Source organism: Streptomyces sp. NPDC006687, from assembly GCF_040636215.1.
Classification (GTDB): domain Bacteria; phylum Actinomycetota; class Actinomycetes; order Streptomycetales; family Streptomycetaceae; genus Streptomyces.
Genome location: NZ_JBEYJJ010000005.1, coordinates 269,621 through 294,637 on the forward strand (window position 1 = coordinate 269,621; position 25,017 = coordinate 294,637).

Sequence of the window (25,017 nt, forward strand, 5' to 3'; positions counted from 1 at the left end):
CGCCGGTCCCGCCATCAGTCCTTGTGGACGGTGCCGTCCGGGTCCAGGCCCTTGAAGGACAGCAGCACGATCAGGATCCCGCCGCACACGATCGCCGAGTCGGCGAGGTTGAAGACGGCGAAGTGGGCCGGCGCGATGAAGTCGACCACCGCTCCCCGGAACACGCCCGGCCAGCGGAAGATCCGGTCGGTCAGGTTGCCCAGCGCGCCGCCCAGCAGCAGGCCCAGGGCGATCGCCCACGGCAGGCTGTAGAGCTTGCGGGCGAGCCGGACGATCACCACGATCACGGTCGCCGCGATCAGGGTGAAGATGATCGTGAACGCCCCGCCGAAGCCGAAGGCCGCGCCGGGGTTGCGGATCGCGTCGAACTTCAGCAGGTCGCCGACGATCTCGATCGGCGGCTGGTGCTCCAGCCGGGCGACGACCAGCATCTTGCTGCCGAGGTCGAGCAGGTACGCCAGCACCGCCACGATCAGCAGCGCCGCGATCCGCCTGCGCCCCCGGGGCGCGCCGGGCTCCGGCTGCGGCTCGGCGTCGTCCCCGACCTCCGGCGTACCGATGATGCGCTCCGCCTCTGCCACGTGAGTCCCTCGAAACTAGCTCGATCCCGACGGACACGAGAGTACGTCAGTGTGCGTACGTCGGTCGTGGCTAGTGCCTGCGTTCCTGCTTCTGTTTGCAGTCCACGCAGAGCGTGGCGCGGGGGAACGCCTGCATACGGGCCTTGCCGATGGGCTTGCCGCAGTTCTCGCAGAGCCCGTACGTGCCCGCCTCCAGCCGTTCCAGGGCCCGCTCGGTCTGCTCCAGCATGGAGGTGGCGTTCGCGGCGAGGGCCAGCTCCGACTCCCGGGTGATGTTCTTGGTGCCGGTGTCGGCCTGGTCGTCGCCCGCGCCGTCGCCGGAGTCCCGCATCAGGCCGGAGATGGCCATCTCGGACGCCTCCAGCTCCACGCGCAGCCGCATCACCTCCGAGAGCAGCTCCGTACGGGCCGCCTCGACCTCCGCGCCGGTCCAGGGTTCCTCCCCGGGGCGTACGGCGAGCTCACCGGGGGCCGCGGCCGCGAGGCCGCCGGCGGTGTCGTCGGCCGTCTTGCGGGCCGTACCCGAGGTCTTCTTGGCAACCACTTTCCGAGCTCCCGTCTTCCGCGCGGCCGCGGCCGCCCCCTCGGCCGCGGCCACCGTGACCGCGCCCTGTCCCGCCTTGCCCTCGGCCGCCACGGCGACCCCGTCCGAACCCGCCCGCACACCGGAAGCCACCGCGGCTCCGGCACGGCCACCCGCCGCCGCGGCCGCCTTCCCGCCCACGGCCTTCCTGGCCGCGGCCTTCTTGGCCGGCGCCGCCTCGGACGCCGGCTGTTCGGCCGGGGCTTCCCCGGCCACCGCTCTCTCGGCCGCCGCCTCCGTGACCGCCTTCTTGGCCGCCGCCTTCTTGGCCGGCGCCTTCTTCACCGCCGTCTTGGTGGCAGGCGCCTTCTTCGCCGCCGTCTTCGCCGCCGTCTGCGTGGCCGGGGCCTTCTTGGCCGGGGCCTTCCTGGCCGCCGTCGTCTTGGCCGGGGCCTTCTTGGCCGGGGCCTTCTTCACCGCCGGCGTCTTGGTCGGGGCCTCCTTGGCGGGAGCCTCCTTGGCCGGGGCGCTCGTAGCCGCCGTCTTCCTGGCGGCCGCCTTCTTCGCCGGGGCGCCCTCGCCGACCTGCTTCTTGGACGCCGACCCGCCGGCCGGAGCCGTCCTGACCGCTGTCTTCACCGAAGCCGCCTTCTTCCCGGCCGGGACCGTCCCGGCCTGGCCCTTACCGGCCGAGGCCGCCTTGGCCGAGGTCCTGTCGGCCGGAGCCGCCTTCTTCCCGGCCGGGGCCTTCGTGGCCGGGGCCTTCCCGGTCACGGCCGTCCCGTCCGCCGGAGGGGTCTTCGTCGTGGCGGTCGTCTTCGCCGGGGACGCCTTCTTCTTCGGGGCGGCCCGTTCGGCGGCAGCCGTGGAGCCCGGCACAGCAGCCACCTCCCGTGTCGCCGTCTTCTTCGCCAGCATGGCCGCGGCCCCTTTTCACCGGATGTGGCCTTTTTTAGCCAATCGTGCCGGAACGATAAATCGGCTCCGGCCCCACGGCAACGGGGCACGCGTCCATCGAGGTCAACCTGCATCCGTTGTGCCCAGCGGAAGCCCCCGTAATCCGCCCCGCCGCGCCGCGCCGAAAACCGGTCCGCCGCCCCGCGCCCCGGCCCGTACACTGGGCGCAGCGAAAGGCATGGATGGGGACGAGTATCGTCGGACGCAGCCAGGAGCGACCCGGGGACGGTGAGAGCCCGGGGGCGAGCGCGATGTGAAGGATCACCCCGGAGCCGCCGGAAGAACGCCGTCACCACGGCCAGTAGAACCGGCTTCGCACCCCAATGAGGGGGCCCCCGGACCCGTCCGGAGGCCAAGGAGGGTGGTACCGCGGGAGCAGCAGACGGCTCTCGTCCCTCCGGACGGAAGTGACACCCCGCCGGAGGAAGAGTTCAGCCTCATGACCACACCGCCGCAGTACCGCCCGGTACCCGCCCAGGTCGACCTGCCCGCCCTCGAACACGCCGTCCTCGACTTCTGGCGCGAGAGCAAGACCTTCGCCAAGACGCTGGAGCAGTCCGAGGGACGCCCCGAGTGGGTCTTCTACGAGGGCCCGCCCACCGCGAACGGCATGCCCGGCGCCCACCACATCGAGGCCCGCGTCTTCAAGGACGTCTTCCCCCGCTTCCGCACCATGCGCGGCTACCACGTGGCCCGCAAGGCCGGCTGGGACTGCCACGGCCTGCCGGTCGAGCTCGCCGTCGAGAAGGAGCTCGGCTTCAACGGCAAGCAGGACATCGAGGCGTACGGCATCGCCGAGTTCAACGCCAAGTGCCGCGAGTCCGTGACCCGTCACACCGACGCGTTCGCCGAGCTCACGACCCGTATGGGCTACTGGGTCGACCTGGACGACGCGTACCGGACCATGGACCCCGAGTACGTGGAATCGGTCTGGTGGTCGCTGAAGGAGATCTTCAACAAGGGCCTGCTGGTCCAGGACCACCGCGTCGCCCCCTGGTGCCCGCGCTGCGGCACCGGCCTGTCGGACCACGAGCTGGCGCAGGGCTACGAGACGGTCGTGGACCCCTCCGTCTACGTCCGCTTCCCGCTGACCTCCGGCCCGCTCGCCGGCGAGGCGGCCCTGCTGGTGTGGACGACGACCCCGTGGACCCTGGTGTCCAACACGGCCGTCGCCGCCCACCCCGAGGTCACCTACCTCGTCGCCACCGACGGCGAGGAGAAGATCGTCGTCGCCGAGCCGCTGCTGGAGAAGGCGCTCGGCGAGGGCTGGGAGACCACCGGCCAGACCTTCACCGGCAAGGAGATGGAGCGCTGGACGTACCAGCGCCCCTTCGACCTCGTCGAGTTCCCGGCCGAGGCCCACTACGTGGTGAACGCCGAGTACGTCACCACCGAGGACGGCACCGGTCTGGTCCACCAGGCCCCCGCCTTCGGCGCCGACGACCTCGCGGTCTGCCGCGCGTACGGCCTGCCCGTCGTCAACCCGGTCCGGCCCGACGGCACCTTCGAGGCGGAGGTCCCGCTGGTCGGCGGCATCTTCTTCAAGAAGGCCGACGAGAAGCTCACCGCCGACCTCGACGCGCGCGGCCTGCTCTTCAAGCACGTCGCCTACGAGCACAGCTACCCGCACTGCTGGCGCTGCCACACGGCGCTGCTCTACTACGCGCAGCCGTCCTGGTACATCCGCACCACCGCCGTCAAGGACGCGATGCTGCGGGAGAACGAGAAGACCAACTGGTTCCCCGAGTCGGTCAAGCAGGGCCGCTTCGGCGACTGGCTGAACAACAACATCGACTGGGCGCTCTCCCGCAACCGCTACTGGGGCACCCCGCTGCCGATCTGGCGCTGCGAGGAGAACCACCTCACCTGCGTCGGCTCGCGCGCGGAGCTCGGCGAGCTGACCGGGCAGGACCACTCCGCCCTGGACCCGCACCGCCCGTACATCGACGACGTCACCTTCACCTGCACCCACGAGGGCTGCTCGCTGGAGGCCGTCCGCGTGCCGGAGGTGATCGACGCCTGGTACGACTCGGGTTCGATGCCGTTCGCGCAGTGGGGCTACCCGTACAAGAACAAGGAGATCTTCGAGAAGCGCTACCCGGCGCAGTTCATCTCGGAGGCGATCGACCAGACGCGCGGGTGGTTCTACACCCTGATGGCGGTCGGCACGCTGGTCTTCGACAAGTCCTCGTACGAGAACGTGGTCTGCCTGGGCCACATCCTCGCCGAGGACGGCCGCAAGATGTCCAAGCACCTGGGCAACATCCTCCAGCCGATCCCGCTCATGGACCAGCACGGCGCGGACGCGGTGCGCTGGTTCATGGCGGCCGGCGGCTCCCCGTGGGCGGCGCGGCGCGTGGGCCACGGCACGATCCAGGAGGTCGTCCGCAAGACGCTCCTGACGTACTGGAACACGGTGGCCTTCCAGGCCCTGTACGCGCGGACGTCCGAGTGGGCGCCCTCGGAGGCCGACCCGGCGCCGGCGGACCGCACGGTGCTGGACAAGTGGCTGCTGTCCGAGCTGAACACCCTCGTCTCCGAGGTCACGGAGGCGATGGAGTCGTACGACACCCAGCGCGCCGGCAAGCTGCTGTCCGCGTTCGTGGACGACCTGTCCAACTGGTACGTGCGCCGCTCGCGCCGCCGGTTCTGGCAGGGCGACAAGGCGGCCCTGCGGACCCTGCACGAGGTCGTGGAGACGGTCACCCGGCTCATGGCCCCGCTGACCCCCTTCATCACCGAGCGGGTCTGGCAGGACATGGTCGTCCCCGTCACGCCGGGGGCGCCGGAGTCGGTGCACCTGTCGACGTGGCCGACGGCGGACGCCGCCGCGGTCGACCCGGTGCTGTCCCAGCAGATGCTGCTGGTCCGCCGCCTGGTGGAGCTGGGCCGGGCCACGCGCGCCGAGTCGGGGGTCAAGACCCGTCAGCCCCTGTCGCGGGCGCTGGTCGGGGCGGCGGGCTTCGACGCCCTGTCGCCGGAGCTCCAGGCGCAGATCACGGAGGAGCTGAACGTCTCCTCCCTGGCCTCCCTCTCCGAGGTGGGCGGCTCGCTGGTCGACACGACGGCGAAGGCGAACTTCCGGGCGCTGGGCAAGCGGTTCGGCAAGGGCGTGCAGGACGTGGCGAAGGCGGTGGCCGCCGCCGACGCGGCGGCCCTGTCCCTCGCCCTGCGGTCCGGCTCGGCGGTCGTGACGGTCAACGGTGAGGAGGTCGCCCTCACGCCGGAGGAGGTCATCATCACCGAGACCCCGCGCGAGGGCTGGTCGGTGGCCTCGGACTCCGGTGCGACCGTCGCGCTCGACCTGGAGATCACGCCGGAGCTGCGGCTGGCGGGGCTGGCGCGTGACGCGATCCGGCTGATCCAGGAGGCCCGGAAGAACTCCGGCCTCGACGTCGCGGACCGCATCGCCCTCCGCTGGTCCTCGGCGTCCCCGGAGGTCGTGACGGCCCTCACGGACCACGCGGCCCTGATCGCGGACGAGGTCCTGGCGACGGACTTCGCCCGGGGCGAGGCCGACGACTCCTTCGGAGCCCCCTTCGAGGACGAGCCCCTCACCCTGACGTTCCGCCTCCGCAAGGCGTAACCTCTCGCCCGAAGCGGCGCCCTCCCCACCCGGGGGTGGCGCCGCTTCTGCATTCCCCCACCCCACCCCTTCCCGAAACCGAAGCTCCGCCCCGGCCCCACGCCTCAATCGCCGGCGGGGCTGAAAGAACCCGGGGCTCCGCCTCAACCGCCGGCGAGGCTACAAGCACGGCGCTACCGCGCCCGCGCCTCGATCGCCGGCGGGGCTGGAATTTCGCTGCGCGAGATCCAGCCGCGGGATGCCGCAGGCGACGGACCGGCCGCGCCGAAATCCAGCCCCGCCGGCGATTGAGGCGTGGGGTCTGGGGCGGAGCCCCAGGGAACGGGCGAAGGGTGGGGCGGGGAGACCGCTCCGCGCAGCGGGGCCGCTCCGGCCACCGGTCCCGGGGGACGGAAACGGGCCGGGCCCGGATCCCCGTGAGGGGTCCGGGCCCGGCCCGTAGAGACTGCCGACGGCTACGTCAGTTGTCGTCCTCGTCGATCAGGAAGCCCCGCATGGGCGACGGCGCCTGCTGCATCGGCTGCGGCGCGGCCGGCCGCACCGGAGCCATCGGCTGCGTCATCGCCGGCGACATCTGCTGCTGACCACCGTAGGAGGGGCCACCGCTCATCGGCGAGGGCCCGCTCATGGGCGAGGGACCGCCCATCGGGGACGGACCGCCCATGCCCATCGCACCGGCCGGAGCCATCGACGGAGACGGCGACGGCGGCAGTGCCGGGCCGGCCGGCGTGCGCGGCGGGGCCAGGGAGTCGTCGGCCTGGGTCTCCAGCTGGCGCAGCTGCGACTCCAGGTACGACTTCAGACGCGTACGGTACTCACGCTCGAAGCCCCGCAGGTCCTCGACCTTGCGCTCCAGCGTGGCGCGGGCGGACTCCAGGGAGCCCATCGCGACGCGGTGCTTCTCCTGCGCGTCCCGCTCCAGGGCGTCGGCCTTGGCGCGGGCGTCCCGCTCCAGCCCCTCGGCACGCGAACGGGCCTCGCCGACGATCTTGTTGGCCTCGGAGCGGGCCTCCGCGATCGCCTGGTCGGCGGTCTGCTGCGCGAGCGACAGGACACGGGCGGCGCTGTCGCCACCGGGACCCTGCTGCGGGAGCTGCGGCTGCTGCATGGGCTGCATCTGCTGGCCCATCGGCTGCATCTGCTGACCCATGGGCTGCATCTGCTGGCCCATCGGCTGGCCGAGCTGGTTCTGGCCGCCCATGGACTGCTGCTGCATCTGCTGCTGCATCTGCTGCTGCTGGCCCATCTGCTGCTGCGGAGCCATCGGGTGCTGGCCACCCATGGACTGCTGCTGCATGGGGCCGCCCATCGGGCCCTGACCCTGGGGTCCGTGTCCGCCCGGGCCGGGGGGCAGCTGGGGCTGGCCGCCCGGCAGCTGCGGCGGGCCCATCTGCTGCTGCTGCTGCGGCGGGCCGGATATGGCGGCGGGCACGGGCGCACCCGGGCCTCGCTGGTCCTGGGGTTCCTGCTTGCGCATGTTGGCCTGCTGCTGGCTCTGCGCGGCGGCGCGCGTGGCGGCGGCCAGCTTCGCGCGCAGGTCCTCGTTCTCGCGCAGCAGGCGCGTCAGCTCGGCTTCGACCTCGTCGAGGAAGGCATCGACCTCGTCCTCGTCATAGCCTTCTCGCAGGCGGACGGTCGTGAACTGCTTGTTCCGCACGTCCTCGGGAGTCAGCGGCATGTCTTCTTCACCTCTACGTAGTCGTCGGCAGTCGGCAGGACCGTATCGGGACTGTCCCCGCAGGCGCGGGGGAGCTCATCGTTCACACGCTTCTCGCAGCGGTGCTCACGAAGCTGATGAGGATGTAAACGATGATCATCAGAACGAAGAAGGACAGGTCGAGCGCCACGCCCCCGAGACGCAACGGCGGGATGAACCGCCGAAGGAGTTTGAGCGGTGGATCGGTGACAGTGTAGGTGGCCTCCAGAACGACCACCATCGCCTTGCCGGGTGTCCATGAACGTGCGAACTGGAACACGTAGTCCATGACCAGTCGGAAGATCAGCACGATGAGGAAGCACATCAGCACGATGTAGACCACCTGCAATGCGATGCCCATCCCGCGCTTCCCTCTCCCCTGCTCCCGCTCTGTTCCCGGTCCCGTTTCTGACGGATCGGTCTAGCTTTGGTTGAAGAACCCGCCCTCCGCGATGCGGGCCTTGTCCTCCGCCGTGACATCGACGTTAGCAGGCGACAGCAGGAACACCTTCTGTGTCACGCGTTCAATGCTGCCGTGCAGACCGAAGACGAGGCCGGCCGCGAAGTCGACCAGACGCTTCGCATCGGTGTCGTCCATCTCCGTGAGATTCATGATCACGGGGGTGCCCTCACGGAAGTGTTCCCCGATGGTACGGGCCTCGTTGTAGGTCCGGGGGTGCAGCGTCGTGATGCGGTACGGCTCCCGCTCGGAGACGACCTTGGGCATGATCACGGGGGCGTTCTTCTCCAGGTTGGTGCGGTCAGGTGTGATGGATGCCACGGGGGCAATTCGCGCGGGACGTCCGTTTTCTGACGGAATTGGGAGGGGTTCGCGCGGCGCCGGCGGTTGCACCACTCGTACCGGTTCGTCCGATACAGGCGATTGGTGCACGGGCTGCTGCCGACGCTCCCGCTCCCGGGGGCGCTCGGGCTCCGGCTCGGGCTCGAATTCGTCATCCGGGTCGTACCCCGGGTTGTCGTACCGGTCGTCCTCCACGAGGCCGAGGTAGACCGCCATCTTGCGCATCGCGCCGGCCATTCTCCGAGTCCTCCGCTCTGTGGTGGATCGCCCTGTCGCAGGTGTTGCTGTGTCACCAAAGTCACCAACTGCCCGCGATCCACGTGGTCTGTCCGCTCATCTGCGGAAATGACCATATTTTCTGCTGTGGTCCGACTTTCTTCGCGACGTTACCCGAGCCGGGGTCTCGCGCCGAGTACCGCAGTGCCGACGCGTACATGTGTCGCACCGGCCAGTACGGCCTGTTCCAGGTCGGCGCTCATTCCCGCCGACACCATCGTGGCAGCCGGATGGTCCGCGCGCAGGCCGGATGACAATTCCATCATCCGCTCGAAGGCCGCCCGTTCGCGTCCCGCGTAGCGGCCGGCGAGGGGGGCGACGGTCATGAGACCGTCGATCCTCAGCCCCGGCGCGCCGGCGACGAGGTCCGCCAACTCGGCCATCTGCTCGGGTGCTGCGCCGCCCCGGCTCCCGCGCTCGCCCGACTCGGCGTCGAGGGCGATCTGCACCAGGCAGCCGATCTCCCGCCCCTGGGCCACCGCCGCCGCCGAGAGCGCAGTGACGAGCCTGGGCCGGTCGACCGACTGCACCACCTGCGCGTATCCGGCCACCGAACGGACCTTGTTCGTCTGCAACTGCCCCACGAAGTGCCAGTTCAGCGACAGATCCGCGCAGGCCGCCGCCTTGGGGGCGGCATCCTGGTCCCGGTTTTCCGCCACATGACGGACCCCCAGATCCGCCAGGAGTCGTACGTCGCTCGCCGGGTAGGTCTTGGTGACCACGATCAGGGTCACCTCGTCCCGCCCTCGGCCCGCCGCCGCGCAGGCGGACGCGATCCGCTCCTCCACCCGCGCGAGGTTCTCCGCGAGCTCGGACTTACGATCCGTCATGAGTCAGTCCAACCAGACATATCCGGCAAGCCGCCCGGTCACCCGGTCGCGGCGGTACGAGAAGTGGTCCCGCGACTCCAGTGTGCAGACCGGCGAACGGTGACCGTCAGCCACCCCCGCCTTCGCGAGCTGCGCGTGCACCCCGGCGACCACGTCCACGGCCGGCGTCCCCCAGCTGGTCTCCGCCCACGCGGCGGGCACCACCTCGGCGACCGCCTCCCGCATCTCGGCCGGCACCTCGTAACACCGCCCGCACACGGCGGGTCCGGTACGGGCGACGATGCGCGCGGGGTCGGCGCCGAGAGCGGTCATGGCCTCGACGGCGGCGGGCACCACCCCGGCGACCAGCCCGGGCCGCCCGGCGTGGGCGGCCGCGGCGACCCCGGCGACGGGGTCGGCCAGCAGCACGGGGGTGCAGTCGGCGGTGAGCACGGCGAGGGCCAGCCCCCGGCGGGCGGTCACCACCGCGTCCACCGACGGGATGTCGGCGGGGTCCCCCCAGGGGCCGTCGACCACCGCCACGTCCCGCCCGTGCACCTGGTTCATCCAGACCACCAGGCCGGGGTCGATGCCCAGCCGCTTTGCGGCGGCGGCCCGGTTCGCGCGAACGGCGGCCGGGTCGTCTCCGACCGCGCCGCCGAGATTGAGCTCCTCGTACGGAACGGCGCTCACCCCGCCCCACCGGTCGGTGAAGGCGAAATGGGCGCCGTTCTCGTGATGCTGCTCCAACGTCACTTCAAGAAGTCCGGAACGTCCAGCTCCTCGGCCGGGCTGTCCTGGTAGGGGCGGGCCGTCGGGACCTGCGGCGGGGCGGGCGCGGGCTCGACCGGGAGCTCCACCGGGGCCGGGGGCTCCTCGCGCGGGGCCACGGTGCCGAGTCCGCCGAAGGACGGGCGGACCGGCTCGGGTGCGCGCACCGGCGCCGGGGCCGGCTCCTCGCGCTTGGTGGAGGCGGCGCCGATGACGTTGTCCCGGCGGGCCGGGGGCTGGCCGCCGTCGAAGCCGGCCGCGATGACCGTGACGCGGACCTCGTCGCCGAGGGCGTCGTCGATGACGGCGCCGAAGATGATGTTCGCCTCGGGGTGCGCGGCCTCGCTCACCAGCTGCGCGGCCTCGTTGATCTCGAAGAGACCGAGGTCGGAACCGCCGGAGATGGACAGCAGCACACCGCGGGCGCCGTCGATGGACGCCTCCAGCAGCGGCGAGGAGATCGCCATCTCGGCCGCCGCCACCGCGCGGTCGTCGCCGCGGGCGGAGCCGATGCCCATCAGGGCCGAGCCGGCCTCGGACATCACGGACTTGACGTCGGCGAAGTCCAGGTTGATCAGGCCCGGGGTGGTGATGAGGTCGGTGATGCCCTGGACGCCGCTGAGCAGGACCTGGTCGGCCGACTTGAAGGCGTCGAGCACCGAGACCTGGCGGTCCGAGATGGACAGCAGGCGGTCGTTGGGGATGACGATGAGGGTGTCGACCTCTTCGCGGAGCTCGGCGATGCCGTCCTCCGCCTGGTTCGCGCGGCGCCGGCCCTCGAAGGTGAACGGGCGGGTGACCACACCGATCGTCAGGGCGCCGAGGGAGCGCGCGATGTTGGCGACGACGGGCGCGCCGCCCGTGCCGGTTCCGCCGCCCTCGCCGGCGGTGACGAAGACCATGTCGGCCCCCTTGAGGACCTCCTCGATCTCCTCGCGGTGGTCCTCTGCCGCCTTGCGGCCGACGGCCGGGTTGGCTCCGGCGCCGAGGCCCCGGGTGAGTTCGCGGCCGACGTCGAGCTTGACGTCGGCGTCGCTCATCAACAGCGCCTGGGCGTCCGTGTTGATGGCGATGAACTCGACGCCCTTGAGACCGACCTCGATCATTCGGTTGATGGCATTGACACCACCGCCGCCGACACCGATGACCTTGATGACTGCGAGGTAGTTCTGCGGTGCTGCCACGTCGAAGGCCTCTCGCCTCGAGTTACGTGTCGCCGCCTCGCGGGCCTGCGGTGCGACGACTGATGCCGAAATGTGGGACGGTCCGTACGCGCCGACCCGAACCCTCACCCTGAAGTTTAGGGTTAAGGATGTGCCTGTTCCTTGGACTCTCCGAACAGGACACTAAGTCGACAAGTAGCGCGTGTTCAACGAACACGCCGAACCTCCCGTTTTTCTTTTCACCCTATGTGATCACCCGTATCGGTGGCCAACCAGGGTGCTCCGGGCCTCGACCCGACGTCAACTCCCGGACACGGCGGGGGCGGTGGGGACGCTGACGTCGAAGTGGTCAGCCCTGGGCGCGGCCTTCAGCAAGGCGCTCAGCGCCCGGCCTTTGGCCTCACCCAGCTCGCCGCTCCCCCATACGACGGTACGGCCTTTCGTCAGCTCCAGCACGACGGCGTCGAACGACCGCACCTTGACCTGCAACGTCTCCTTCGCGACCGCACGGGGAAGGCCCCCGGCGATGCCCACCGCCTCCCGCAGCAGCCGCTCCTCGTCGAAGCGGCGGGCGCTCGGCGAGCGGTCGGCGGCCATGTCGAGGAGCGGGACGCCGGCCGGTGCTTTCGCAACGGTGTCGAACCGCACACCCGTCGCGTCCACTTCGGTGAAGTCCGTGCCCTTTTTGATGAGCAGGACGGGTTTGCGTTCCGTCACTTTCAGCCCGATCCCGTGCGGCCAGGCCCGCACCACATCGACCGAATCGATGCGGGGCAGCCGGGCGCGCACCCGGTCGGCGATCTCGTCGGTGTCGACGCCGACCAGGGGTGCGCCGACGGGTACGGCCGCGGCGGAGAGGACCTGTTGGGGGGTGAGCACCTCGGTGCCGGAGGCCGTGACCTTCTCGACGCGGAGCCAGGAGGAGCCGTAGAGGGCCCAGGTGGCACCCCCGGCGAGGAGGGCCGCGGCGGCGAGGGTGACCAGCAGGCGGATCCGGCGCGGTCCCGCCGTGCCGCCCTTGCCGCCCTTTCCGGCCTTGCCGCTCTTACCGGCCTTGCCGCCCTTGCCGCCCTTGTCGGCCCGGACGGACGGTCCGGGTCGTGCCGTCGTCGCTCCGGCCACTCCTGCGCCTCCTGGGTCAGCGGTTACCCGCGTGCGGCCGCGATCGCCTCGTGGACGAGGCCGACGAGGAGCTCGTCGGCGTCCCGGCGGCCGAACTCGGCCGCGGCGCGGGACATCTCGTAGAGGCGGTGCGGGTCGGACAGCACCGGCAGGACGTGACCGAGCACCCAGTCGGGCGTCAGTTCCGCGTCGTCGACGAGGAGACCGCCGCCGGCCTTGACCACCGGCTGGGCGTTGAGCCGCTGTTCGCCGTTGCCGATGGGCAGCGGTACGTAGGCGGCCGGCAGTCCGACGGCGGAGAGCTCGGCGACGGTCATCGCGCCCGCTCGGCACAGCATCATGTCGGCGGCGGCGTACGCGAGGTCCATCCGGTCCACGTACGGTACCGGGACATAGGGCGGCATCCCGGGCATGTTGTCGACACGCGGCAGTTCGTTCTTCGGGCCGACCGCGTGCAGGATCTGGATCCCGGAGCGCTGGAGGGTGGGCGCGACCTGCTGGATGGTCTCGTTGAGGCGGCGCGCGCCCTGCGAGCCGCCGGAGACGAGCAGCGTCGGCAGGTTGGGGTCCAGGCCGAAGGCGGCCCGCGCCTCGGGGCGGACGGCGGCCCGGTCGAGGGTGGAGATGGAGCGGCGCAGCGGGATGCCCACGTAGCGGGCGCCGCGCAGCTTGCTGTCGGGGGTGGAGACGGCGACGGCGTGCGCGTAGCGGGAGCCGATCTTGTTGGCCAGTCCGGGCCGCGCGTTGGCCTCGTGGACGATGATCGGCACCCCGAGCCGCTTGGCGGCCAGGTAGCCGGGCAGGGCCACGTAGCCGCCGAAGCCGACGACCACGTCGGCCTTGGTGCGCGTGAGGATCTCCTCGGCGGCCTTGATGGTCCCGCGCAGCCGTCCCGGGACGGTGATCAGTTCGGGGGTGGGCCTGCGGGGCAGCGGTACGGCGGGGATGAGCCCCAGCTCGTAGCCGCGTTCCGGCACCAGACGGGTCTCCAGGCCGCGTTCCGTGCCGAGGGCGGTGATGCCCACGGTCGGGTCCTGCCTGCGCAGGGCATCCGCGAGGGCGAGCGCCGGCTCGATGTGGCCGGCGGTCCCCCCACCGGCGAGTACGACATGCACCGAAATTCACCGCTCTCCGGACGGACGCCTCTTGACGCGCCGTCTCATCGACTTCCCTATCGGCCCGCTCCGCCACCAGCCGGCTCCCGGCTGTCGCATCGCGAGCGCCGCGCGCGCCGCCGGCTCCTCCCGCGCGAACGCGATGAGCAGTCCGACCGCGAACATGGTCGGCAGCAGGGCGGACCCCCCGTAGGAGAACAGCGGGAGGGGCACCCCTGCGATCGGCAGCAGACCGAGCACCGCTCCGATGTTGATCACGGCCTGCGCCGTGATCCAGGTGGTCACGCCTCCCGCGGCATACCGTACGAAGGAGTCCTCCGTGCGTCCGGCCACGCGGATACCCGCATAGCCTAGAGCCGCGAACAGGGCGAGCACCGACAGCGTCCCCGCCAGACCCAGTTCCTCACCGGTGATGGCAAAGATGAAGTCGGTGTGGGCTTCGGGCAGTTGCCCCCATTTTTCCACACTCGCCCCGAGGCCGGAACCGAACCATCCGCCGGACGCGAGGGCGTAGATCCCGTGGACGGCCTGCCAGCAGAGGTCATTGCGACCGGGGTCCGTCGCCCCGATGCAGGCGAGCCGGTCCATGCGGTGCGGGCTGGTCTTGATGAGCAGTGCGACGATCACACCCGCGAAGAGCAGCACTCCGGCGAACATCCGCGTCGGCGCCCCGGCGAGCCACAACAGGCCGAACAGGACGGCTCCGAGGATCATCGCGGTGCCCATGTCCCCGCCGAGCATGATCAGTCCGAGCAGCAGGAAGGTGACCGGGACCAGCGGCACCAGCAGGTGCTTCCACTGGGTCAGCAGCCCCTTGTCGCCCTTGCGCGCCAGCAGGTCGGCGCCCCACAGGATCAGCGCCAGCTTGCCGAACTCGCTGGGCTGGAGCATGAACGGGCCGCCCAGGGAGATCCAGTTCTGGTTGCCGTTGACGGAGACCCCTATGCCGGGCACCTGCACCAGGACCATCAGGAACAGGGTTCCGGCGAGCACCGGGTAGGAGAGCGCGCGGTGCAATTTGACCGGCATGCGGGAGGCGGCGAGCAGCAGGACCCCGCCGATGACGGCGGCCAGGAACTGCTTCTTGAAGAAGTAGGCGTCTCCCAGGCCCAGCTGGAGGGCCTTGATCATGGACGCCGAGTAGACCATCACCAGGCCGAGCACGGTGATGAGCAGCGAGCTGCCGAAAATCAGGTAATAGGCCGTGAGCGGGCGGTCCCACGCCTTCGTCACCTGCCGCCGCGTCCGTCGCAGCCGCTCCAGCGGCCCGCCCCGGGCGGGCCGCCGGACACCGGCGGCGGGACGTCTGCGGCCCTGCGCCGCGACGGCGGGGGGCCGCCGTCCCGGCAGCATCTGTCTGGCCGGCATCTGTGATCTTCCCCTCCACTCGTACGAGGCGAGCAGCCGGCCGGAGGGAACCTGTCGGGCGCCCTCGGCTAGGCCGGGTCCGCGGCGCTCCCGGAGGCGAGTTCGCGCACCGCGCCGGCGAAAGCGTCGCCCCGCTCGTTGTAGTTCGCGAACATGTCCATCGAGGCGCAGGCGGGCGCCAGCAGGACGGTGTCTCCGGGTTCCGCGAGCCGGGCCGCTTCCCGGACCGCTGCCAGCATCGCCCCAGTGTCGGTCCGTTCGAGGTCGCTCACCGGGACCTCGGGCGCGTGTCGCGCCAGCGCCTCGGCGATCAGCGCCCGGTCGGCGCCCATGAGGACCACGGCCCGCAGCCGCTTCGCGGACTTCTGCACGAGCTCGTCGAAGGTCGCGCCCTTGGCGAGGCCGCCGGCGATCCAGACGACCGGCTCGAAGGCCGCCAGGGACGCCTCGGCCGCGTGGGTGTTGGTGGCCTTGGAGTCGTCGACGTAGCGGACGCCCTCGACCTCGTCCACGTACGCCACGCGGTGCGCGTCGGGGCGGAAGTCGCGCAGCCCGTCGCGTACGGCCCGCGGCTCGACGCCGAAGGCGCGGGCCAGGGCGGCCGCGGCGAGGGCGTTGGCGATGTTGTGCGGGGCGGGCGGGTTGACGTCGTCGACGTGCGCCAGTTCCTGGGCGTTCTTCTGCCGGTTCTGCACGAACGCCCGGTCGACGAGGATCCCGTCGACCACCCCGAGCATGGAGGGGCCGGGGGCGCCGAGGGTGAAGCCGATGGCCCGGCAGCCCTCCACGACGTCGGCCTCCTCGACCAGCCGTTCGGTGGCGGGGTCGGCGACGTTGTAGACGCAGGCGACGGTGTTGCCCTCGTAGATCCGGCCCTTGTCGGCGGCGTACGCCTCCATGGAGCCGTGCCAGTCGAGGTGGTCCGGGGCTAGGTTGAGGACGGCCGCGGAGTGGGCGCGTACGGAGGGCGCCCAGTGCAGCTGGTAGCTGGAGAGCTCCACGGCGAGGACGTCGTACTCCTCCTCGCCGGTGACCACGTCGATGATGGGGGTGCCGATGTTGCCGACGGCGGCGGTCCGCAGACCGGCCGCCCGCAGGATCGAGGCCAGCATCTGGGTGGTGGTGGTCTTGCCGTTGGTCCCGGTGATCGCGAGCCAGGGCGCGGCGTTCTCGCCTCGCAGCCGCCAGGCGATCTCGACGTCGCCCACGACGTCCACGCCGGCCTCGGCCGCCGCCGCGAAGAGCGGGCTGTCGGGCTTCCAGCCGGGCGAGGTGACCACGAGGTCGGTGCCCTCGGGGAGGGTCTCGGCGTCGCCGAGGCGTACGGAGACGCCCTTGGCCTGCGCCTCCAGCTCCGCGGCCCGGGCCCGGTGGCCCTCGCTGTCGCCGCCGTCCACGACGGTCACCACGGCGCCGAGGCCGGCCAGGGCGCGGGCGGCGCTGATGCCGCTCACGCCGAGGCCGGCGACGGTGATGTTCCGGTCCTGCCAGGGGGTCACTTGTCCGCTGCCCATCCCGCGTAGAAGAGGCCGAGACCCACGATCACGCACATGCCCTGGATGATCCAGAAGCGGACCACGACAAGGACTTCGGACCAGCCCTTGAGTTCGAAGTGGTGCTGGAGCGGGGCCATTCGGAAGACTCGCTTGCCGGTCATCTTGAAGGAACCGACCTGGATGACGACCGACATCGTGATGAGCACGAAGAGGCCGCCGAGGAGGGCCATCAGGAACTCCGTGCGGGAGCAGATGGCCAGACCCGCGAGCGCGCCGCCGAGCGCGAGCGAGCCGGTGTCGCCCATGAAGATCTTGGCGGGCGAGGTGTTCCACCACAGGAAGCCGAAGCAGGCTCCCATGAGGGCGGAGGCGACCACCGCGAGGTCCAGCGGGTCACGGACCTCGAAGCAGGCGTTGGGGTTGGTCAGGGTCACCGCGTTGGCGCAGGACTCCTGGTGCTGCCAGACGCCGATGAAGGTGTAGGCGCCGAAGACCATCACGGCGGCGCCGGTGGCGAGGCCGTCCAGACCGTCGGTCAGGTTCACGCCGTTGGACATGGCCAGGATCATGAACAGGGCCCAGACCACGAACAGCACCGGGCCGATGTACCAGCCGAAGTCGGTGACGAACGACAGCTTGGTCGAGGCCGGGGTGAGTCCCCGCGAGTCCTTGAACTGGAGCGCGAGCACCGCGAAGGCGATACCGACGATCAGCTGGCCGGCCATCTTGGCCTTGGCCCGCAGACCGAGCGAACGCCGCTTGACGATCTTGATGTAGTCGTCGAGGTAGCCGACCAGGCCCATGCCGGCCATCAGGAACAGCACCAGCAGGCCCGAGAAGGAGGGCTCCTCGCCGGTGATGACCTTGGTGAGGGCGTACGCGATGAGCGTGGCCAGGATGAAGGAGATGCCGCCCATGGTGGGCGTGCCCTTCTTCCCGAGGTGGCCGCGCGGGCCGTCGTCGCGGATGAACTGGCCGTAGCCCTTGCGGGCCAGCAGCTTGATCAGCAGCGGGGTGCCGATGACGGTGAGGAACATGCCGATGACACCGGCGAACAGGATCTGCCTCATCGGCCGGCAACCTCGCCTTCGAGCAGAGCCTGTGCGACCCGCTCCAGACCGACCGACCTGGAAGCCTTCACCAGCACGACGTCCCCCGGGCGCAGTTCACTGCGCAACAGGTCGACCGCCGCCTGCGCGTCGGACACGAGCACCGACTCCTCACCCCACGAACCCTCGTTATATGCGCCCAGTTGCAGCCAGGACGCTTCCCTGCCCCCGACTGCCACGAGCCTGCTCACGTTGAGCCGGACGGCGAGCCGCCCCACCGCGTCGTGCTCGGCCAGCGCGTCGTCACCGAGCTCGGCCATGGGGCCGAGCACCGCCCACGTACGTCCCCCGGACTCCTTGCGGGCGCCGCCCATCGCGGCCAGTGCGCGCAGGGCGGCCCGCATGGATTCGGGGTTCGCGTTGTAGGCGTCGTTGACGATCGTGACGCCGTCCGCCCGCTCGGTGACCTCCATGCGCCACCGGGACAGGCTGCCCGCCCCGGAGAGCGCGGTGGCGATCTCCTCGACTGACATGCCCAGGACATGGGCGACGGCGGCCGCGGCGAGCGCGTTCGACACGTGGTGCTCACCGTACAGGCGCAAGGTCACATCGCTGCACCCGGTGGGTGTGTGGAGTGTGAAGGAAGGCGTCCCCTGGGGCGTCAGACGGACGTCCGTGGCGCGGACGTCGGCGTCCTCGGCCTCGCCGAAGAGGACCGTACGGGCCTTCGTGCGGGCGGTCATGGCCCGTACGAGCAGGTCGTCGGCGTTGAGGACGGCGATCCCGCCCTCCTGCGCCGTCGGCAGGGCCTCGACCAGCTCGCCCTTGGCCTGGGCGATGGCCTCGCGGCCGCCGAACTCGCCGATGTGGGCGGTGCCGACGTTGAGGACGAGGCCGATGCGCGGCGGGGTCAGGCCGGTGAGGTAGGCGATGTGGCCGATGCCGCGGGCGCCCATCTCCAGGACCAGGTGCCGGGTCTCCGCGGTGGCCTTCAGGGCCGTGAGGGGCAGCCCGATCTCGTTGTTGAGGGAGCCCGGCGTCCACACGGTGGGCGCGTGGTGCTGGAGCACCTGGGCGATCAGGTCCTTGGTGGAGGTCTTGCCGGCCGAGCCGGTCAGGGCCACCACGTCGGTGCCGAGCCGGCCGACGACCGCGCGGGCGAGGGCGCCGAGCGCCTTCTCCACGTCGTCGACCACGATCGACGGGACGCCGACCGGCCGGGCGGCCAGGACGGCGGCGGCGCCGGCGGCGACCGCGCGCTCGGCGTAGTCGTGGCCGTCGACGTGCTCTCCGGCGAAGGCGGCGAAGAGGCTGCCGGGCTCGACCTGGCGGGAGTCGATGACGACCGGGCCGCTGACCACCGCGGAGGGATCCGGTATGTCGTGGGGCCGCCCGCCGGTGATGTCGGCGATCTCGGCGAGGGAGAGGGCGATCACTGGTTCACCTCGGCCTGTCGGGCGCTGAGCTGCTGGTTCTCGATGGCCGCGCGGAGCACGGCGCGGTCGTCGAAGGGGCGTACGACGCCCGCGGTGTCCTGGCCCTGCTCGTGGCCCTTGCCCGCGACGAGGACGGTGTCCCCGGCCCCGGCGCGCGCGACGGCGGCGGCGATGGCCGCGGCCCGGTCGGCGTCGACCAGGACGGTGGCGCGCTCGTCGGCGGGGACGGAGACGGCCCCCTCGAACATCGCGGCGAGGATCTTCAGCGGGTCCTCGGAGCGCGGGTTGTCGGAGGTCAGGACGGCGGTGTCGGCGTACCGGGCCGCCGCGGCGCCCATCGGGGCGCGCTTGGTGGTGTCGCGGTCGCCGCCGCAGCCGAGCACGATGTGCAGCTTGCCGGTGGTGACCTCGCGCAGGGCGCGCAGCACCGACTCGACGGCGTCGGTCTTGTGGGCGTAGTCCACGACGGCCAGGTACGGCTGTCCGGCGTCGACCCGCTCCAGGCGTCCGGGGACGCCCGGGACCGCGGCGACGCCGTCGGCGGCGGTCTGCGGGTCGATCCCGGCGGCGGCGAGGGTGACGACCGCGGCGACGGTGTTGGCGACGTTGAACGGGCCGGGCAGCGGGGCCTTGGCCCGTACGCGCTGTCCTTCGGGCCCGACCAGGGTCAGGGTGGAGTCCATGTGGCCGCTGACCACGTCCTCGGCGCGCCAGTCGGCGGAGGGGTCCCCGGCGGCGGAGAAGGTGACGACCGGGATCCGCGCCTCCTTGGCGAGGCGGCGGCCGTACTCGTCGTCCACGTTGACCACGCCGAGGCGGGCGCGGCGCTCGGTGAAGAGCTGCGCCTTGGCCTGGAAGTAGTCCTCCATGTCGGAGTGGAACTCCATGTGTTCCGGGCTGAGGTTGTTGAAGACGGCGACGTCGAAGACGCAGCCGTCGACCCGGCCCAGCACCAGGGCGTGGCTGGAGACCTCCATGGCGACGGCCTCGACGCCGCGTTCGCGCATGACGGCGAACAGGGCCTGGAGGTCGGTGGCTTCGGGGGTGGTGCGCTCCGACTTGATGCGCTCGTCGCCGATGCGCATCTCGACGGTGCCCACCAGTCCGGTGGCCTTGCCCGCCGCGCGCAGGCCGCCTTCGACGAGGTAGGCGGTGGTGGTCTTGCCGGAGGTGCCGGTGATGCCGAGCTGGAGCAGGGCGTCGCCGGGGCTGCCGTAGATCCGGGCGGCGAGTTCGCCCATGCGGCCGCGCGGGTCTTCGACGGCGAGGACGGGCAGGCCGGTGGCCGCGGCGCGTTCGGCGCCCTGCGGGTCGGTCAGCACGGCGGCGGCGCCGAGGGCGGCCGCCTGGGCGGCGAAGTCGGCGCCGTGCAGCCGGGCGCCGGGCAGGGCCGCGTACAGGTCGCCGGGGCGCACGGCACGGGAGTCGTGCGTGATGCCGGTGATCTGAGCGGCGCCGGACTCGGGCAGACCCAGCAGGCCGGCCAGCTCGCCCAGGGGGGTCGGGCGGGCGGTCACGGGCCGGGGCGCTCCCGGCGGCGCTGCCGGGGCGTCATTCTGGGCGGTTCTGGGCTGATCAGCGTGGGGCACGGCGGTGAGCGTACCGGGCGCGGCGGCCCGCTCGCGAAGCGAGGGCCCGTCCTGGGCGGCTTCGGCCGTCTGGTTCCCGGGTTTCGGGGTGATCGTTGTCACTGATGGAGCCTCACGCGTGGGTGGTGGGACGGGCGGTTCGCCGTCAGGGCTGCGGGCTGGGCTGCGCGGCGTTGGGGGCGGCGGGTGGCGGGGCGGATCCGTAGGTGACCGGAAGGCCGGCGGGGGCCGCTCCGGTGGGTGCGACCTGGAGGGTCTTGAGGGCGAACTCCATGACCGTCTTGAAGATGGGGCCGCAGATCTGGCCGCCGAAGTAGCTGCCCTTGGTGGGGTTCTGGATGGCGCAGTAGACGGTGATCCGCGGGTCGTCGGCGGGGGCGAACCCGGCGAAGGAGGCGGTGTAGCCCTTGTAGCGGCCGGTGGCCGGATCCACCCGGTTGGAGGTGCCGGTCTTGCCGCCGACCCGGTAGCCGGGGATCTTCGCCTTCGTTCCGGTGCCCTCCTGGTCGTCGACGACCGACTCCAGCATCTGGGAGAGGCTCTTGGCGGTCTCCCGGCTGATGACGCGGGTCTGTTCGGGTGCCGGGGCCGGGGTGAAGCGGCCGTCGGGGCCCTTGGTTCCGCGGACCAGGGTGGGGGTGATGCGGACGCCGCCGTTGGCGATGGTGGAGTAGACGGAGGCCGCCTGCACCGCGTTGAGGGAGAGTCCCTGGCCGAAGGGGATCGTGTACTGCTGGGAGGTGGACCAGGCTTCCGGCCGGGCGAGGATGCCGCGGGACTCGCCGGGGTAGTTCAGGCCGGTGGGGCGTCCGATGCCGAACTTGTCCAGGTAGGAGTACAGGACCTTGTTGGCCTCGGCCTGGGTGGCGCCGAGCTGGCCGGTGGCCAGGATGGTGCCGATGTTGGAGGACTTGGCGAGGACTCCGTTGAGGGTCAGGTACCAGGTGGGGTGGTCGACGTCGTCCTTGAAGAGCCGGTCGCCGCGGTGGAGCCGGTTGGGGACCTCGACGTGGGTGTCGGGGGTGGCCTTCTTCTCCTCCAGGACGGCGGCCATCGAGATCACCTTGGCGGTGGAGCCGGGCTCGTACACGTCCTGGAGGGCGGCGTTGCCCATGGCCGTGGAGCGGGCCCGGGTCAGGTCGTTGGGGTCGAAGCCGGGGGCGTTGGCCATGGCCAGCACCTCTCCGGTGCGGGTGTCCTGGACGACCACGTAGCCGCGGTCGGCGCCGGACTTCTCGACCTGCTCGGCGATGGCGCTCTGGGCGGCCCACTGGATGTCGCGGTCGATGGTCAGCTCGATGTCCTCGCCGGGTACGGCGGGCTTCTCCTGCGATCCGGCGGTGGGGACGCGGCGCCCGCCGGACTGGGCGTAGGTGATCTGTCCGGCCTTGCCGGCCAGTTTCTTGTCGAGGGCGGACTCCAGGCCGCCGCCGCCCTTGCCCTCGGCGTTGACGTAGCCCAGTATCCCGGCGGCGAGGTCGCCGCCCGGGTACACGCGTTTGCTGCTGTTCTCGTTGAAGACCCCGGCGATGACGTTGGCGCCGGGGCCGTTGTTGCGCTTGTCGGCGGCCGCCTTGTCGGCGAACAGCTTCTTGAGGTCCTTGATCTGGTTCCAGACCTGGGGGGTCTGCCGGCGGGCCAGGACCACGTAGCGGGTGTCCTTGGTCTTCAGCCGGGCGGTGAGCTCCTTGACGTCCTTGCCGAGGATCGGCGAGAGCAGGGCGGCGGCCTGCTCGGGGGCGTCGGGGGCCTTGCTCTCCTGGGGGGTGAACATCTTCGGGTCGGCGGTGATGTCGTACGCGTCGACGCTCGTGGCCAGGGCGACGCCCTTGCGGTCGGTGATCTCCCCGCGCTCGGCGGCCAGCACGTAGGTGGCGAAGCGGTTCTCGGTGGCCTTGGCGGAGTACGCGGAGGCGTCGACGGCCTGGACCTGGAGGAGGCGGACGACGAAGACGGCCATCACCACGGTGAGCCCGACGCCGACCAGGCGCAGCCGGGGCTTGGGGCTGCCGAGCCGGATGGTGTGCGGGGTGCGCTGCGCGGGTGGCCGCGGCCCGGTGCGGGGCCTGCCCGGGCCGGGTACCCGCCGCGGGGGCTCCTTGGGGCTCACCGGCGGGCTCCGCCGGGGAGGGGTCCGGCCGGGGGTGCCCCCGGCGGGAGCTGGGGGAGGGTCCGCGTCACGACGTCACCTGCCTGGGGTCGGGGTGGGCTGCGGGGTGCCGCTCGGGGCGCTCGGGGCCGGGCCGTCCGGGTTCTGCGTGGCGGCCGGTGCCGGTGCGGGCGGCGGCGTGGGTGTCGGGGAGGGCGGGGGCGGGGGCGGGGCCTCGGCCGCGGCGGGGGTTCCGGCGGTCTTTCCGTCGGGGCGCAGGAAGACGGGGCTGCCGCCCGGCACCAGGCCGAGCTCGCGGGCCCGGCGCTGGAGGGCTTCGGGGGCGGAGTAGCCGTCGACGTCCCGCTGGAGCGCCTGCTCCTCGTCGGTGAGCGCGGTGGTCTCCTTCTTCAGCCGGCTCAGCTGGAAGGAGCCCTGGTTGAGGGCCGAGTTCAGCAGCAGCAGGCTGATCAGGCCGCCGGCCAGCAGCGCCACGACCAGCAGGACGAACGGCATCTTCGCCGCCTGCCGGGCGCCGCCGGGGCCGGTCCCGGCCGGGCGGCCCCGTACCAGGCGGGCCGCCTGCCCGCGGGTCAGCGTGGCCACCTTCCCGGCCCTCCCCGCTGCCCCGCCCTTGGTCACGGCTGCGCCTCGCGGATGCGTTCGACGCCCCGGAACCGGGCGGGGGCGGCCCGGCGGTTCTCGGCGATCTCCTCCTCGGTGGGCAGTTCCGCGCCGCGGGTGAGGAGCTTGAGCTTCGGCTGGTACTTCTCGGGGACGACGGGCAGCCCGGGCGGGGCCGTGGAGGTCGCCCCGGCGGTGAAGACCTGCTTGACGAGCCGGTCCTCCAGGGAGTGGTAGGACAGCACGGCGATCCGCCCCCCGACCGCGATCCGGTCGACGGCGGCGGGGATGGCCCGCTCCAGTCCGGAGAGCTCCCCGTTGACCTCGATGCGCAGGGCCTGGAAGGTCCGCTTGGCCGGGTTGCCGCCGGTGCGCTTGGCTGCCTGCGGCAGCGCGTCACGGATCAGCTCCACGAGGCGGGCGCTGTTGGTGAAGGGCTCCTTGGCGCGCTCGCGCACGATCGCGGAGACGATCCGCTTGGCCTGCTTCTCCTCGCCGTACTGGCGCAGGATGCGGACGAGCTCGCCGGGGGCGTAGGTGTTGAGGACCTCGGCGGCGCTGATGCCGGTCGTCTGGTCCATGCGCATGTCCAGGGGGGCGTCCTGGGCGTACGCGAACCCGCGGTCGGCCTCGTCCAGCTGCATGGAGGAGACGCCGAGGTCGAAGAGGACGCCCTGGACGGTGGGCAGCCCCAGGCCGTCGAGGACCTCGGCGAGGTCGGCGTAGATGGCGTGGACGAGGGTGGCCCGGTCGCCGAAGCGCGCGAGCCGCTCGCCGGAGAGGCGCAGGGCCTCCTTGTCGCGGTCGAGGCCGATCAGGCGCACCTCGGGGAACCGGGTCAGCAGGGCCTCGCTGTGGCCGCCGAGGCCGAGGGTGCAGTCGACGACGACGGCCCCCGGCCTCTCCAGCGCCGGGGCCAACAGGTCCAGGCACCGCTGGAGCATCACCGGGACATGTCGGGACTCGCTAGTCAAAGCGCCCTCTCAGATAACGGCGCGGCAGGCATACGCCGCGCCGCGCACGCGGAGTGTTACCAGGGGGCCGGGCGGCCGGTGGGGCCGGGCTCCGGCCGGTTCGCGTCACTTTAGTGCAACGTCCGCCCCGGTCAACGAACCGCCCCGCGCGTGGTGCGCCCCTCTCCCGCCGCACCCCCAAAAGCCGTGAATCACCCGTGCGGCGGACTCCTTCACACCCTTGTGGGTTAGCTCACACCCATCACGGTTGACGTTCTTTTGTCCGTCCCCACCCCCTGCCCGGACGTCCGGTGAGCACTACCGTCGTAGACATGACGACATCCGCATCCCTGCCCGCACACTCCGCGCCCACGGCATCCGGCGGCGAGTCCGTCACCGACCGGCTCGTCGCGGCCAACCTCCGCTACGCCGCCGAGTTCACCGATCCCGGTATGGACGCCCGTCCGGTCCTGCACGTGGCCGTCGTGGCCTGCATGGACGCCCGTCTCGACCTGCACAAGGCCCTGGGCCTGGAGCTCGGCGACTGCCACACCATCCGCAACGCGGGCGGGGTGGTCACCGACGACACCATCCGCTCACTCACCATCAGCCAGCGCGCCCTGGGCACCCGCACGGTGATACTCATCCACCACACGGGGTGCGGTCTCGAAAGCCTGACCGAGGACTTCCGGCACGAACTGGAGGACGAGGTCGGCCAGCGTCCCGCCTGGGCGGTGGAGGCGTTCCGCGACGTGGACCAGGACGTGCGCCAGTCCATGCAGCGGGTCCGCACCAACCCGTTCCTGCCCCACCGCGACGATGTGCGAGGCTTCGTCTTCGACGTGCACACCGGGCTCCTGCGGGAGATCGATCCGGCCACCTGAGTGACACAGCGCCGGACGCCGTCAAGAATGCGGTGAGACGTCACCCGGAACTCGTCCGGGGCGGTGTCCGTGTTTCGGGGTGGGCCGGACCGTGTGCATGCGCGTCGGCCCTGGGAAAGGGCCGAGGA

The 25,017-nt window shown here is 71.7% G+C and carries 20 protein-coding genes; 2 read left to right on the forward strand and 18 right to left on the reverse strand.

Annotated features, from left to right (window positions below):
• Positions 1-14 precede the first annotated feature (14 nt).
• Entirely contained in the window at positions 15-581 is a 567-nt protein-coding gene (gene lspA, locus ABZ716_RS09170; protein WP_351880975.1) for a signal peptidase II, read from the reverse strand.
• 70 nt (positions 582-651) lie between these two features.
• Positions 652-2,022 (reverse strand): TraR/DksA family transcriptional regulator, encoded by a 1,371-nt coding sequence (locus ABZ716_RS09175; protein ID WP_358957746.1) that lies wholly within the window; start codon positions 2,020-2,022, stop codon positions 652-654.
• Positions 2,023-2,500: 478 nt separating this feature from the next.
• On the opposite strand from ABZ716_RS09175, the gene ileS reads away from it, so the two are divergent.
• Positions 2,501-5,647, forward strand: coding sequence for an isoleucine--tRNA ligase (gene ileS / locus ABZ716_RS09180; RefSeq protein WP_358957748.1), 3,147 nt, complete (start codon positions 2,501-2,503; stop codon positions 5,645-5,647).
• A 460-nt stretch (positions 5,648-6,107) separates the two neighbouring features.
• Here ileS and ABZ716_RS09185 read toward each other — a convergent pair whose 3' ends face one another.
• The 16 genes from ABZ716_RS09185 to rsmH all read right to left on the reverse strand — a co-directional run bounded on the left by ABZ716_RS09185 (position 6,108) and on the right by rsmH (position 24,026).
• On the reverse strand, positions 6,108-7,325 hold the full coding sequence (locus tag ABZ716_RS09185; RefSeq protein ID WP_351880984.1) for a DivIVA domain-containing protein: 1,218 nt from the start codon (positions 7,323-7,325) through the stop codon (positions 6,108-6,110).
• A gap of 82 nt (positions 7,326-7,407) precedes the next feature.
• Positions 7,408-7,704: a YggT family protein gene (locus ABZ716_RS09190; RefSeq protein WP_351880987.1), complete on the reverse strand. Its 297-nt coding sequence runs from the start codon at positions 7,702-7,704 to the stop codon at positions 7,408-7,410.
• Positions 7,705-7,764: 60 nt separating this feature from the next.
• A complete protein-coding gene (gene sepF, locus ABZ716_RS09195; RefSeq protein WP_351880989.1) occupies positions 7,765-8,382 on the reverse strand; it encodes a cell division protein SepF in 618 nt (205 codons plus the stop codon).
• Between the two features lie 149 nt (positions 8,383-8,531).
• Positions 8,532-9,251: a YggS family pyridoxal phosphate-dependent enzyme gene (locus tag ABZ716_RS09200; protein WP_358957750.1), complete on the reverse strand. Its 720-nt coding sequence runs from the start codon at positions 9,249-9,251 to the stop codon at positions 8,532-8,534.
• Positions 9,252-9,254: 3 nt separating this feature from the next.
• Positions 9,255-9,986, reverse strand: a complete 732-nt coding sequence (gene pgeF / locus ABZ716_RS09205) for a peptidoglycan editing factor PgeF (RefSeq protein WP_358811954.1) — start codon at positions 9,984-9,986, stop codon at positions 9,255-9,257.
• Positions 9,983-11,185: a cell division protein FtsZ gene (gene ftsZ, locus ABZ716_RS09210; RefSeq protein ID WP_351880998.1), complete on the reverse strand. Its 1,203-nt coding sequence runs from the start codon at positions 11,183-11,185 to the stop codon at positions 9,983-9,985. The genes pgeF and ftsZ overlap by 4 nt, the downstream gene beginning before the upstream one ends.
• Positions 11,186-11,464: 279 nt before the next feature.
• Positions 11,465-12,286 (reverse strand): FtsQ-type POTRA domain-containing protein, encoded by an 822-nt coding sequence (locus ABZ716_RS09215; protein ID WP_358957752.1) that lies wholly within the window; start codon positions 12,284-12,286, stop codon positions 11,465-11,467.
• A gap of 23 nt (positions 12,287-12,309) precedes the next feature.
• Positions 12,310-13,401 carry an undecaprenyldiphospho-muramoylpentapeptide beta-N-acetylglucosaminyltransferase gene (gene murG, locus ABZ716_RS09220; RefSeq protein WP_351881006.1) on the reverse strand — a complete coding sequence of 364 codons (1,092 nt, stop codon included), beginning with the start codon at positions 13,399-13,401 and terminating at the stop codon, positions 12,310-12,312.
• Between the two features lie 6 nt (positions 13,402-13,407).
• The gene (gene ftsW, locus ABZ716_RS09225) at positions 13,408-14,769 is read right to left on the reverse strand and encodes a putative lipid II flippase FtsW (protein ID WP_358957755.1); all 1,362 of its coding nucleotides are present in this window, start codon (positions 14,767-14,769) and stop codon (positions 13,408-13,410) included.
• Between the two features lie 68 nt (positions 14,770-14,837).
• Positions 14,838-16,283, reverse strand: coding sequence for a UDP-N-acetylmuramoyl-L-alanine--D-glutamate ligase (murD, locus tag ABZ716_RS09230; protein ID WP_358811958.1), 1,446 nt, complete (start codon positions 16,281-16,283; stop codon positions 14,838-14,840).
• Entirely contained in the window at positions 16,265-17,335 is a 1,071-nt protein-coding gene (gene mraY / locus ABZ716_RS09235; RefSeq protein WP_351881015.1) for a phospho-N-acetylmuramoyl-pentapeptide-transferase, read from the reverse strand. Before mraY ends, murD begins: the two co-directional genes overlap by 19 nt.
• Entirely contained in the window at positions 17,332-18,750 is a 1,419-nt protein-coding gene (gene murF, locus ABZ716_RS09240; protein ID WP_358811959.1) for a UDP-N-acetylmuramoyl-tripeptide--D-alanyl-D-alanine ligase, read from the reverse strand. The genes mraY and murF overlap by 4 nt, the downstream gene beginning before the upstream one ends.
• On the reverse strand, positions 18,747-20,441 hold the full coding sequence (locus ABZ716_RS09245; protein ID WP_358957757.1) for a UDP-N-acetylmuramoyl-L-alanyl-D-glutamate--2,6-diaminopimelate ligase: 1,695 nt from the start codon (positions 20,439-20,441) through the stop codon (positions 18,747-18,749). Before ABZ716_RS09245 ends, murF begins: the two co-directional genes overlap by 4 nt.
• A gap of 43 nt (positions 20,442-20,484) precedes the next feature.
• Positions 20,485-22,449, reverse strand: a complete 1,965-nt coding sequence (locus tag ABZ716_RS09250) for a penicillin-binding protein 2 (protein ID WP_358811961.1) — start codon at positions 22,447-22,449, stop codon at positions 20,485-20,487.
• Positions 22,450-22,524: 75 nt separating this feature from the next.
• On the reverse strand, positions 22,525-23,034 hold the full coding sequence (locus ABZ716_RS09255; protein ID WP_358957759.1) for a hypothetical protein: 510 nt from the start codon (positions 23,032-23,034) through the stop codon (positions 22,525-22,527).
• Between the two features lie 32 nt (positions 23,035-23,066).
• Positions 23,067-24,026: a 16S rRNA (cytosine(1402)-N(4))-methyltransferase RsmH gene (rsmH, locus tag ABZ716_RS09260; RefSeq protein WP_358957761.1), complete on the reverse strand. Its 960-nt coding sequence runs from the start codon at positions 24,024-24,026 to the stop codon at positions 23,067-23,069.
• A 311-nt stretch (positions 24,027-24,337) separates the two neighbouring features.
• Between rsmH and ABZ716_RS09265 the strand changes: the two genes are divergently transcribed.
• Positions 24,338-24,889, forward strand: coding sequence for a carbonic anhydrase (locus ABZ716_RS09265; protein WP_351881033.1), 552 nt, complete (start codon positions 24,338-24,340; stop codon positions 24,887-24,889).
• The last annotated feature ends 128 nt before the right edge of the window (positions 24,890-25,017 follow it).